Origin of the sequence: Streptomyces sp. NPDC051907, assembly GCF_040681075.1 — a bacterium.
Lineage (GTDB): Bacteria > Actinomycetota > Actinomycetes > Streptomycetales > Streptomycetaceae > Streptomyces.
Window position 1 is genome coordinate 81,827 of sequence record NZ_JBFAYB010000018.1, and the last position, 11,015, is coordinate 92,841.

12 protein-coding genes are annotated in these 11,015 nt (G+C 70.0%); 4 read left to right on the top strand and 8 right to left on the bottom strand.

The genetic code is table 11. The features are described from left to right. Positions 1 to 175: 175 nt before the first annotated feature. The 3 genes from AB0M39_RS13525 to AB0M39_RS13535 form a co-directional block, all read right to left on the bottom strand. Positions 176 to 679 (bottom strand): carboxymuconolactone decarboxylase family protein, encoded by a 504-nt coding sequence (locus tag AB0M39_RS13525; RefSeq protein ID WP_365363528.1) that lies wholly within the window; start codon positions 677 to 679, stop codon positions 176 to 178. Positions 680 to 804: 125 nt separating this feature from the next. Then, positions 805 to 1,257, bottom strand: coding sequence for a carboxymuconolactone decarboxylase family protein (locus AB0M39_RS13530; protein WP_365363530.1), 453 nt, complete (start codon positions 1,255 to 1,257; stop codon positions 805 to 807). Between the two features lie 62 nt (positions 1,258 to 1,319). Beyond that, positions 1,320 to 1,907, bottom strand: a complete 588-nt coding sequence (locus AB0M39_RS13535) for a TetR/AcrR family transcriptional regulator (protein ID WP_365363532.1) — start codon at positions 1,905 to 1,907, stop codon at positions 1,320 to 1,322. A 98-nt stretch (positions 1,908 to 2,005) separates the two neighbouring features. Between AB0M39_RS13535 and AB0M39_RS13540 the strand changes: the two genes are divergently transcribed. Both AB0M39_RS13540 and AB0M39_RS13545 read left to right on the top strand, forming a co-directional pair. Then, a complete protein-coding gene (locus AB0M39_RS13540; RefSeq protein ID WP_365363534.1) occupies positions 2,006 to 2,878 on the top strand; it encodes a hypothetical protein in 873 nt (290 codons plus the stop codon). 292 nt (positions 2,879 to 3,170) lie between these two features. After that, entirely contained in the window at positions 3,171 to 3,878 is a 708-nt protein-coding gene (locus AB0M39_RS13545; protein WP_365363558.1) for an HNH endonuclease family protein, read from the top strand. Between the two features lie 358 nt (positions 3,879 to 4,236). Here the strand turns inward: AB0M39_RS13545 and AB0M39_RS13550 are convergent, their stop codons facing one another. The 3 genes from AB0M39_RS13550 to AB0M39_RS13560 all read right to left on the bottom strand — a co-directional run bounded on the left by AB0M39_RS13550 (position 4,237) and on the right by AB0M39_RS13560 (position 6,791). Further along, a complete protein-coding gene (locus AB0M39_RS13550) occupies positions 4,237 to 5,274 on the bottom strand; it encodes a hypothetical protein (RefSeq protein ID WP_365363536.1) in 1,038 nt (345 codons plus the stop codon). Between the two features lie 9 nt (positions 5,275 to 5,283). Beyond that, a complete protein-coding gene (locus AB0M39_RS13555) occupies positions 5,284 to 5,721 on the bottom strand; it encodes a hypothetical protein (RefSeq protein ID WP_365363538.1) in 438 nt (145 codons plus the stop codon). 248 nt (positions 5,722 to 5,969) lie between these two features. Then, complete coding sequence (locus AB0M39_RS13560) at positions 5,970 to 6,791, bottom strand: alpha/beta hydrolase (protein ID WP_365363540.1); 822 nt, start codon at positions 6,789 to 6,791, stop codon at positions 5,970 to 5,972. Positions 6,792 to 6,976: 185 nt separating this feature from the next. On the opposite strand from AB0M39_RS13560, the gene AB0M39_RS13565 reads away from it, so the two are divergent. Further along, positions 6,977 to 7,729, top strand: a complete 753-nt coding sequence (locus AB0M39_RS13565; RefSeq protein WP_365363542.1) for an N-acetyltransferase — start codon at positions 6,977 to 6,979, stop codon at positions 7,727 to 7,729. Between the two features lie 85 nt (positions 7,730 to 7,814). On the opposite strand, the gene AB0M39_RS13570 is transcribed toward AB0M39_RS13565, so the two are convergent. Continuing rightward, on the bottom strand, positions 7,815 to 8,621 hold the full coding sequence (locus AB0M39_RS13570; protein ID WP_365363544.1) for a hypothetical protein: 807 nt from the start codon (positions 8,619 to 8,621) through the stop codon (positions 7,815 to 7,817). Positions 8,622 to 8,700: 79 nt separating this feature from the next. Beyond that, on the bottom strand, positions 8,701 to 9,549 hold the full coding sequence (locus tag AB0M39_RS13575; RefSeq protein WP_365363546.1) for a DUF4352 domain-containing protein: 849 nt from the start codon (positions 9,547 to 9,549) through the stop codon (positions 8,701 to 8,703). A gap of 215 nt (positions 9,550 to 9,764) precedes the next feature. Between AB0M39_RS13575 and AB0M39_RS13580 the strand changes: the two genes are divergently transcribed. Then, on the top strand, positions 9,765 to 11,015 hold a 1,251-nt coding region (locus AB0M39_RS13580), incomplete at its 3' end, for an N-6 DNA methylase (RefSeq protein ID WP_365363548.1).

Genomic DNA, 11,015 nt, shown 5'->3' on the forward strand with positions numbered 1-11,015 from the left:
TGCCGGTGCGGGTCTGTCCTCAATCGCCGGACGGGCTGATTCAGCCCCGCCGGCGATTGAGGCGTGGAGTGCGGGTGCTCCGCGTGCGGGTTTGTCCTCAAGCGCCGGACGGGCTAATTCAGCCTCGCCGGCGATTGAGGCGCGGGGTGTGGGGCGGAGCCCCGCGGGGGTGACCTCAGGCCCACTGGTCCGCGAACGTCTTGCCCGGTGTCGGCTTGCAGACCAGTGCCAGCGGGACGAAGAAGTTGACCTGGCCGATCGCGATCGTCAACGTGGCGAGCGCCTTCTCGTCGTAGTGCTCGCAGACCTCGGCGAACAGCTCGTCCGAGACCCGCTCGCCGTGCGCGGACGGCTGGAGCACCGCCTCCGTCAGGGCCAGCGCGGCGCGCTCCGGGCCGGTGAAGTACGGCGAGTCCTGCCACGAGGACACCGAGGTGATCCGCTCCTCGGACTCCCCGGCCTTGCGCAGAAGGTCGGTGTGCAGAACGGTCAGATACGTGTTGCCGACGATCTGGCCGGCGCGCAGCTGGAGCAGGCCGATCGTGGCCCGCGGCACCGAGCGGTTGCCGGTGGCCCGGAACAGCGCCGCCGAGACGTCCGCCAGCTCGGGGACGAGCTGCTGGGGGTCGGACGTGCGCGGAGCGGTCGGGGCCTGCGCGGTGATCGAACGTGCCGTCATCGTGGTCTCCCTGGTGGGGTGTTCGCGTTCCTGTCACCGCACTGACGGATCGCGTCGCGGAGATGTGACCGTTCCACGGGATCGAGTTCGGATTCCCCCGTACGCGCTGACGGCGGCGCGCCCCGTCAGAGGGTTCCGGGCGTCTTGCGCGTGGTCACGTTCATCCGGTTCCAGGCGTTGACCGTGAAGACGAGCGCGATCAGCTGGGCCAGCTCCTTCTCCTCGAAGTGCTGCGCGGCCTCCTCGTAGACGTGGTCCGGCACGCCGTCCGGCAGCCGGGTGACCGCCTCGGTCAGGGCGAGCGCGGCGCGCTCGCGAGCGGTGTAGAGGGAGGACTCCTCCCAGGCGCTGAGCTGGTAGATCCGCTCCTCGCTCTCGCCCGCCTTGCGCGCGTCGCCCGTGTGGTAGTCGAGGCAGTACGCACACCGGTTGATCTGCGAGGCCCGGATCTGCACCAGTTCGACGAGCACGGGGTCGACGCCCTCGCGGGCGGCGGCGTCCAGGGCGAGGACGGCCTTGAAGACCTTGGGGGAGACGGCGGAGAAGTTCATGCGCTGCGGTACCTGAAACGTTGTCATGCAAGAACCCTATGAACCCGAAAGGCCCAGGGCGTGGTGCATTTCCGGGTCGTTTCGACGGGTCAATTCCGCGGCGCGGCCGGCGGCTGCCGCGGCGCGGCGGGCGGCTGGAAGATCAGGCCGGCCAGGGCGCGGAACGTCTCCTCCGGCGCGTCCACGGGCAGGTTCCGCGTGAGCGCGAGCGTCGCGAAGCCGTGGGCCAGGGACCAGGCCGCGACCCCCGCCAGCTGGGCGTCGGGGCCCCGCTCGTCGGCGGCGAGGCCGGCCACCCCCGCCTGGAGCTCCTTGCCCGCACGGGCCTTGGCGGCCAAGAGCTCCGGGTCGTCGCCGCGCAGGAGCTCCGGCTGGAACATGACCTGGAAGTGCGCGGGGTGGGCGAACGCGAACCGGACGTACCGCACGCCCCGCTCGCGCAGCTCCGGCGCCTCGGCGAGCGCGACGGCCAGAAGGTCGTAGCCCTCCGTCGCGATGGCGGTCAGCAGCCCGGCGCGGTCCTTGAAGTGGTGGGCGGGGGCCGCGTGGGAGACGCCCGCGCGGCGGGCCAGGTCGCGGAGCGAGAGGCCGGCGGGGCCCTCGGCGCGGATGACGTCGAGGGCGGCGGAGAGGACGGCCCTCCGCAGGTCGCCGTGGTGGTACGTGCGCTGACTCATGGCATCAGGCTACGCCTCATCTAGGCATTGACAAGTTTCATCCGGAGGCGCAATCTAGTCGGTGTCAAGATGAGGAGTGCCGAGGAGAGGAACGGATCATGTCCGAGACGATCGAGCCCGGCCGCGTACGCCAGCTGTGGCATCTGCTGGAGCCCCTGCACGCCCTGCTCTACTACGCGCCGGAGGCCTTCGAGGAGGCCGCCGCCCTCGGCTACAAGACCGACGAGCGCTGGCCGAGCTACTTCGCCTGGCGCGCGGCGCCGCTCGGCGCGGCCGGGGCGGGGCGGGTGACCTCGGCGTTCTACAGCTTCAGCCCCGAGATGGTCGGCCAGTATGTGCCAGCCGTCTGGGAGGCCGCCGCGCCCGGCGAGGTCCTCGACGCGCGCACCCGGGCCGTCGACCGCGCCTACCGGCAGATCTTCGGCGACAAGGTCCACGCCCCCGAGACCGCCGAGGCCGCCGGGCTCCTCAGGCGCGTCGCCGAGGCCGCGAACGCCGCCGGGCGCCCGCTCGCCGCCGCCAACGCCGAGCTGCCCTGGCCGCACGAGCCGCATCTCGTGCTCTGGCAGGCCACCACGATCCTTCGCGAGCACCGCGGCGACGGCCATCTCGCGGCGCTGCTGACCGAGGGGCTCGACCCCGTCGAGGCGCTCGTCTCCTTCGCGGCCGTGGGCGCGGCCTCCACGGCTACGTTCGCCAGCCGCGGCTGGAGCGAGCGCGAGTGGGCGGCGGCACGCGAACGACTCGCCGCACGCGGCCTGTTGGAGGCGGACGGCACGGCCACGGAGGCGGGGCGTGCCCTGCGGGCCGAGGTCGAGCGTGTTACGGACGAGCTGGCCGCCGCGCCCTGGGCCGCCCTCGACGCGGGCGAGCGCGACCGGCTGAACGGACTGCTCGGCCCGCTCTGGGTGGACGCCCTGGGCTCGGGCCTGCTGCCCGGCGAGAACACCCTCGGCATCGGCAAGGTGTGAGGCGAGCGTTCGCGGGGACGCCGGCCGCCAGGCCGGACGTCGGGCGCCGGCTGTCAGGCGCCGCACGCCGGACACGACACCGCCCACGGAGGCCGGCTCGGCTCCGCGGGCGGTGCGAGTGCGTCTGTGTTCTCTATGCGTCTGTGTTCTCTCGCGGACAGGGCTCTTCGACGCACTTCGACGCCCTCGACGCTACGCCCGTACCGTCAATTCCGCGCGCTGGAGCCGTCAGTAAGGTACGACCGTGAACAGACTCGGGTCACGCCTTCTCGTCGCCGTCCTCGCCGGCACGATGCTCGTCGGCTGCGACGGCAGTCCTCTGTCCGGCGACCCCAAGCCGACGGACGCCGCGATCGATGGCGGGGGCGGCGGCAGGAGCCCGCTCGACAATCCCGACGGGCTGAGGCCCGGACTCGCGCCGATCCCGTCCGGCGAGCAGCGCGCCCGCGACCTCGTCGAGAAGCTCTCCGTCAAGGGGCGCGGCCCCAAGACGGGATACGACCGTGACGAGTTCGGCTACGCGTGGATGGACACGGCGGACGGTGTGCCGCTGGCGAGGAACGGTTGTGACACGCGGAACGACTTGTTGAGACTGCACGGGCAGAACGTTCGGTTCCGCGCCGGTTCCGACTGCGTGGTCGTGTCGATGGACCTGTACGACCCGTACACCGGCAAGGACATCGCCTGGAAGAAGGCGAAGGCCGCCGAGGTGCAGATCGACCATGTGGTGCCCTTGTCGTACGCCTGGCAGATGGGCGCCGCTCGCTGGAGCGAGGAGAAGCGGCGGCGGCTGTCCAACGACCCGCTGAACCTCCTCCCCGTCGACGGCCCGTCCAACAGCGCCAAGCGCGACTCAGGCCCGGCGTCCTGGCTGCCGCCGAACAAGGCGATCCGTTGCTCGTACGCCGTGCGGTTCGCGCAGGTAGCGGAGAAGTACGAGCTCCCGGTGACGGCCTCGGACAAGAGGGCGATGCTCGCCCAGTGCGGCGGCCCGAAGTAGGAGCCGGACCAGCCCCGGCCCGGGTGGCCATTCCCGCCGGCGCGTCGCTGGAGGAAACGGGCGACGGGCGCGGGGCTGCTGGCAGGCGAGGTCAGCGAGGGCGCCTCGACGCCTTTGGCCGTCTCGCGTAGGAAAGCACGCAACCGACCACGAGAAGCAACCCCAATACGCCGATCCCCGCGAAGGCCAGGATTCCAGGCACGCCTGCACCACTGGAAATCCCCGCAATGGATCCTGTGACGCCAGCCAGGGTTCCAAGGAGCCCCATGACGAAGGTTCTATGGTTCCCGAACAGTGCGTCGAGCAAGACCCTTCCGCCTCGTCCCGGCATATTTCTGACTCCTTTTCTGCATGCACTCTACTTCCAATGCACTCTCCCCGGATCCTTGGGGGCCATTATTTTCGCGTCAGGCCGCTCCGAGGCGCTCTGTGCCGGTGTGTAGTAGAAGTCCAACCCCGTGGCGACGACGCTGGCAGGGAATCCAAACACCTTCCCACCCAGCCATCCCACCTTATTGACGAGTGTCGGTTTTCGATGCTGCCCACCACCGCCGGACGTCTCCAGCAGCGAGGACCCCATGCCGGCCGCATAGGCGGGCGTACCGCCGATGAAGTACGTCCTGGCATTGGCCCAGTCGCCTTTCTGCATGCTGTCGGCGCTGTTCAGCCATGATCTATATCCAATGAACTCGACTACCGGCTTGATGGTGCCGCTTCCGAACTTACCCTTGGAAGCGTTGTCGAGCCGGGTCTGGATCTCCTTGTCGGAGAGCTCCTTGAGGGATATCTTCTCCCCGCTCTCCCGCCCGCGCTCCTTGCGCATCTGCCGTGCTTCCGTGAGGGACGCCGGAGCGGTCGGAAGAAATCCGATATCGTAGCTGTTGCTCATGTCCTGAAGCGCCCAACGGAGGGTGGAATCCGTTTCCTCGGCATCCGCCAGGGCCTGGCGGGTTCTCTCCTTGTAGGAAGCGATGGTCGTCTCGTACGCCGTCTTGAGTTTCTCGAGATGAGCTGGTTCGACCTTGTTCGGGTCCACGAAGACTGACCCGTTGCTGTGGTTCAGCGAGAGATGCTCGTGACCCTCGATGCCGTTGGCTATGTTGTCGAGCTCGCCCTTCGCGGAGCGAAGTGCATTCAGGCAGCCGCTCAAGAACTTGCCGACGCTGCCGGCCTCGTTCTCCGCGTTGTCTATCTGGTACGTTATTCCATTGAGCGCGGTGAAAGCCTCCTGCGCGGACTCCCCTTCCCAGTCGGACTCCCGGAGTCCCTTCGCCACCTCGTTCTTGAAGGTCCAGCCGGCTTCATGGACCAGTTGCGGCAAGTTCGCCCATGCGTCAACGGCTGCGGATAACTTGGCCAGATTTACACATTTGAGGTCTGTGTACGTCAGTGCCACCTCGTCCTCCTAGATGACGTCGCCCGGTTTGTATGTGTACTTGCTCTGGAAGCTCTTCTTCCGATCCTTCTCCTCGGTTTCGAAAGAATCTGCCGATGACCTCAACGTCTTGGCCAGGCCTTCATTCCCGATCCGGCCGGTCACATATCTGACGCCCTTTTTCCAGGAGTCGATGAAGTCGGTGAGCGCCTCATCGGAGGCGAATCCCTTCATGGACCCGGACACCTCGGATGTTTTCGACACCGCGACCTTGTGGGCTTCCCGGAACTCTTTCGCCGCCTTGTTCTCTGCTTTTTCTGCACGGCCGCGAAGGACCGACGGCGTCACATGGAGCTTCTCCTTTGAGCCCGGCCCCGACCCGCCGCCGGCCTGGTTGAGCTGCATTTGTGTGGACCGCTGCGACTCTACTGTCGCCTTGTGCTGAGCCCATTCGTCATCAAAAGACACGTGTCCCCCTTCGACCCAGCCCTGGCCGAGCCCCCGTTCACCGCTCCCGGGCAGAAGCCCGAGTATGCACGGTAACTGAAGTCCTCCGTGCTTCGACGAATCATGTTCCACACAGGGATTAAGAAAGCGCCAAGAAAGTCTGGCGAGGGACGGCGATGATTGCGGAGGCCTTCCATAAGTCGGTCGGCAGCGTCCGCGCGATCACCCGGGGTAGCGGGGAGCCCGCCGCGACGACGCGTCCAGGGCTGTCAGTGCGCCGCTTCTCCGGCGACCTGCGGCGAGTAGCCCGGAGCGGACAGAAAGCTCGTGACGGCGTCGGCGAACCGGGCCGGAGCGTCGTGGTGCACGACATGGCCGGCGGGCAGCTCGACGAAGAGCGCCTTGCCGGCACGGCGGGTGATCATTTCGCGAGCGTGGGAAGCTGCCAGCTCGTCGCTGTGCGCTCCACGGATCAGAAGAGTGGGGCAGGCTACGGCCGTCCAGTCCTGCCAGTGGTCACCGTTGAGCGCCTTCTGGGACGCCACCGTGTCCTCGACGTCGAACGAGAACCTCCAGCCGTCCGCCTTCCGGCGGAAGGCGCATTCCAGATAGGGCGCCGTCGAGCCCAGCGCGGCCGCCAGCTCTTGGCGTGAGGGTGCAGGCTTGGGCAGGCGCACGGTGAACAGCCAGTCGCAGTCCACGACCGCACCGATGTCCTCGACGATCAGCGCATGGACCTGGTCAGGCTGCCGTGCGGCGTACTGGTAGGCGTTCACCCCGCCCAGGGAGTGCCCCAGCACCGCCACCGGCCCGATGCCCAGATGCCGGTGGAAGGCGGCGACGTCAGCGACGTAGTCGTCCCGTCCGTAAGACGGAGCTCGATCCGACTCGCCGTGCCCGCGTTGATCGAGCGCGAGCACCCTCCACTGCGGTGACAGCGCCTCGGCCAGAGGTGCGAACGCCGACGCCTCGTTGTAGTGCCCGTGCAGGGCCAGAAGCGGAGTGCCCGGACCGCCGAAGTCCAGATACGACAGTCTTCGCTCGCCCACCATGAAGAACTCGCGCATGGCGTAGATGCTACGCACCAGCACTGACTCTCCCCGTTCGCCCAAGTGCGCGGAAGGAGCCGGCGCTTGGGCCTCAGCGACCTGCGACTGCCCGCATCGCCCTGCGGAGACTCGTCGCGCGGGTCGCGCTCGAGTACGAGATGCCGGCCACCGCCCCCGACCAACGAAATCCGGTGGGGGCGGGCAGCGCCGCTGGCTACCCTGCCTGCATGAACGACGAATTGACGATCACCACGCTCGCCGAGCGGCCCGAGCTCCAGGAGCCGATGTGGCAGATGCTCGACACCTGGGCCGAGTTCGTGAGCAACGACCCGGTGGGCTGGGCGAACATCGGGCGGATCGTCGCCGAGCTGCCTGAGTACGTCCTGGTCGCCACGGAGCCCGACGGCACGGTCGTCGCGCGGGCGTTCAGCGTGCCGCTCCAGCTGGCGGCCGAGGGACGCGGCTGGCTGCCCGGCACGGGCTGGGACCAGGTGATGCTGTGGGCGTTCTCCGATCTGCGGCACGGCCGGACGCCGGACACGGTGAGCGCGATCGAGATAACCGTCGCCGACGGACGGCTGGGCCGGGGGATCTCCGGCCGGATGCTGGCCGCGATGCGCGAGAACGCGCGCCGGCTCGGCTTCGAGGAGCTGATCGCGCCGGTGCGACCGAGCAGGAAGAGCGAGGAGCCCGCCGCGCTGATCGAGGAGTACGCGTACCGCACCCGCGCGGCGGACGGCCTGCCCGAGGACCCCTGGCTGCGGGTCCACGTCCGGGCCGGCGGAGTGATCGACTCGATCGCCCCGGCGTCGATGACGGTCTCCGGGACGCTGGAGCAGTGGCGCAAGTGGACCGGGCTGCCCTTCGACGCCTCGGGCCCGGTGGAGGTGCCGGGCGCGCTGGTGCCGGTGCACTGCGATGCGGAGCGGGGGTACGCGGTGTACGTCGAGCCCAATGTGTGGGTGCGGCACCGGACATGAGCCCGGGCCGGCCGTCTCGCACGGCCGGTCGACGCGAAGAGGCCGCCCTCGGGCGGCCTCTTTCCGTGTTCCGACGTCCTACTCGTCACTGCTGGCCGAGGTTCTCCAGGTCGAGGATGTCCTTCGCCGCGGGCTTCTTCGCCGGGACCGGCTCGTCGAACTGGGAGAAGGCGATCGTGCCCGGCTCGTCGCCGCCCTTCTGGACGAGCTTGAGGAGGTACGGCTTCCCCTCCGTGGCGACGTACACCGTGTACGTCTCCTCGCCGTCCGTCTCGGTGAGGCTCAGCGCCTTCTTGCCGTTCACGGTGGTCTCCGCGCCCCGCCGGGCCTCGCTGTCGCCCTCCCCGAAGCCGGCCAGCAGGCTGTCCAGGTCGCAGAGTTCGAGGCTGGCCGCGGCGTCGGCGTCCGAGCCGTCCGTCTTCACCCAGCGGCCCTTGAGCAGCTTCCTCATATACGCGGCCTCGGCCGCCGGCTCGCCCTTGCTCTCCTCCCGCAGATACGCCTCGTCGAAGCGCATGTAGGCGGCGTCCGAGGTCTTGATCAGCTCGGCCGTGCCCGTGCCCGTGGCCCCCAGCGAGAGGGTTCCGGCGCACCGTCCCTTCGTGTCGGTGGCCAGGTACGCCTTCAGCGGGCCTTCGTCCGTCGTGAAGTCGATGTCGAGGGAGAGGGAGGACGCCGCCTTCGTCGTCTTGAGGGCCTTGTCGACGATCTCGGGTCCGGACTCGCCGGCGAACGGGCCGGTGGGGCCGGAGTCCTGGACCGCCCGGCCGCCCGCGGCGCCGTCGGCGAGCGGCCCGCAGGCGGAGAGGCCGAGCGCGGCGGCGGTGCAGAGGGCGGCGAGTGCGGTGCGGCGGGGGAGCGCGGTGCGGCGGGGGAGTGCGCGGGCAGACATCGGGGGTCTCCGGGGGAGGTGGGGCGGCGGGGAGCGGGGGTGTGCGGGGGGCGACCGGGCGGGGGACCCGGTCGGCGGGTCAGAGCTTCAGCTCCCACTGGGAGGCGTTGTACTCGAAGTTCGGGCTGATCTCGACCGTGAGGGTCTTGGCGTCGGCCGGGGCGTCGAAGGCGAACTGCACCGTGGCCTTCTTGCCGGGCAGGACCGCGCTGGTGAAGCCGCCGCCGATCTCGCCGTCGAAGATCTGCTCGGCGGCGACGCCGTCCTGGCCGGCGGTGGCGTCGGCGGTCAGACCGGCGGCTTCGAACTTCTCCTTGCCGGCGTTCTCGACGACCACGGTCACGGTGTAGGCCTTGTTGCCCTTGGTGTGACCGGCGGAGTACTCGCCAGGGGTGTACGCCTTGGGCGCGGAGACGCTGATCTTCAGGTCGTCGTCGTAGACCGCGGCGTCGCCGGCCGCGAGGCCCTTGCCCTTGTCCGTGTCGTCGGCCTTGGGGGCGGACGCGCCCTTGCCCTTCTTGTCTCCCTTGTCCTTGCTCTTGCTCTTGTTCTTGCCGTCCCCGCCGGGCGTCTGCGTCTCGGTGCTGCTGGTCGAGGACTTGACCTCGTCCACCGCGTCGTCGACCGCCTTGAAGGTGATCACCACGCCGACCACCGAGAGGATCAGCGACACCAGTCCGAGGACCGCGCCGGTGGTGGCCACTCCCTTGTTCACGGCCTCGCCGCGCTTGACCCGCCCGCGGCCCGACAGACCCAGGATCAGGGCGAGCAGGCCGAGGATGCCGGCCAGCCAGAAGAGGAGGGGGATCAGGCCGGACAGCGCGCCGATGATGCCGAGGACCAGCGCGGCGGTGCCGAGCCCGTTCCGCGCCGGCTGCGGCACCGGGGCGTGCTGGCCGTACTGGGGCTGCTGCATGGAGTGGGACATGGGATTGCCCTTCGGGACATGGGGTGTGGTCGGGACTTGTCGAGAGCCCCGTGTAGCGACGGGTCAATAAGAACAGAGCTTGTGAACCGAGTCAACATGGTTCACGGAATCGAGGTTCCGTCACACTGTGAAGGGGTTTCTCTTGTGTGCGCCGGTATGCTCGACGACACAGCAGGTGGGCCGGGAGCAGCGGGTACGGATGAGGAGTCAGCCAGGTGCCGGAGAACGCAAGCGAGGTCACGGCGGCCGGGATCGCCCGGCTCGCAGGGGTGGGGCGTGCCGCCGTCAGCAACTGGCGGCGCCGGCACGCGGACTTCCCACGGCCGGTCGGAGGCACCGAGACCAGCCCGTCCTTCGCCCTCGCAGAGGTCGAGCGATGGCTGCGTGACCAGGGGAAACTCGCCGAGGTCCCGCTCCGCGAACGGGTCTGGCAGCAGCTGGCGGGACACCCGGCGGGAGCGCTGACGGCCCTGGTCCAGGCGGGCTGCACCCTGCTGCTCGTACGCGATCGGCACCCGGCCTGGCTGGAGCTGACGGCGGTCTCCGACGAGCGCATGGCCCAGCTGCTCCCGGCGGCGCTGGACCCGGTTCTGACGGCTCGCTTCGGCGAGGACGGGACCGGGCTGTTCCGGGCCGCGTTCACAGAGGGGCCCGGTGTTCACACCCCGGCGGGCCCGCCGACTGCTGTTCACACTCCCGCGGACCCGGCGGCTGCTGTTCACACCCCCGCCGGTCCGCGATCGGCTGTTCACACGCCGACCGGCCCGCCCTCGGCTGTTCACACCCCCGCCGGTACGCCCTCAGCCGTTCACACGCCGACCGGTCCGGCCCCCCACGCGCCCGCCTCTCGCGCGGATCTGCTCGCGTCCGTCCCGCTCCTCCGCGGCGCCGCGGACCTCGCCGCCGAGGTCGGCGCCCGTCAGGCCTTCGAGTTCCTCCTCGGCCGGTACCTCGACGCGAACCCCCGGCAGTACACCCTCACCCCGCCCGGACCCGCCGCGCTCATGGCCGCGCTCGCCGGCGCCGGACCCGGCGCGGAGGGCGGCGCCGAGGCACAGGCCGTGCTCGACCCCGCCGCCGGGACCGGAACCCTGCTGCGCGCCGTCGAGCGGCCCGGCGCGCGGTGCACGCTCTACGCCCAGGACGCGGACCCCGACCTCGCCGCCCTGGCCGGGCTGCGGCTCGCCCTGCACGGCGACGCCGACGTCCGCGCCCGGGCCGCGGACACCCTGCGCGCCGACGCCTTCCCGCACGCCGCCGTCGACGCGGTCCTGTGCCACCCGCCCTTCAACGAGCGCAACTGGGGCCACGACGAACTCGCCTACGACCCCCGCTGGGAGTACGGCTTCCCGGCCCGCACCGAGTCCGAGCTGGCCTGGGTGCAGCACGCGCTCGCCCGGCTGCGCCCCGGCGGCGCCGCCGTGCTGCTGATGCCGCCCGCCGCCGCCTCCCGCCGCTCCGGCCGC

Coding starts and splice junctions, on each gene's coding strand:
- AB0M39_RS13525 (WP_365363528.1), bottom strand. CDS start 679: ATGACGGCACGTTCGATCACCGCGCAGGCCCCGACCGCTCCGCGCACG.
- AB0M39_RS13530 (WP_365363530.1), bottom strand. CDS start 1,257: ATGACAACGTTTCAGGTACCGCAGCGCATGAACTTCTCCGCCGTCTCC.
- AB0M39_RS13535 (WP_365363532.1), bottom strand. CDS start 1,907: ATGAGTCAGCGCACGTACCACCACGGCGACCTGCGGAGGGCCGTCCTC.
- AB0M39_RS13540 (WP_365363534.1), top strand. CDS start 2,006: ATGTCCGAGACGATCGAGCCCGGCCGCGTACGCCAGCTGTGGCATCTG.
- AB0M39_RS13545 (WP_365363558.1), top strand. CDS start 3,171: ATGCTCGTCGGCTGCGACGGCAGTCCTCTGTCCGGCGACCCCAAGCCG.
- AB0M39_RS13565 (WP_365363542.1), top strand. CDS start 6,977: ATGAACGACGAATTGACGATCACCACGCTCGCCGAGCGGCCCGAGCTC.
- AB0M39_RS13570 (WP_365363544.1), bottom strand. CDS start 8,621: ATGTCTGCCCGCGCACTCCCCCGCCGCACCGCGCTCCCCCGCCGCACC.
- AB0M39_RS13575 (WP_365363546.1), bottom strand. CDS start 9,549: ATGTCCCACTCCATGCAGCAGCCCCAGTACGGCCAGCACGCCCCGGTG.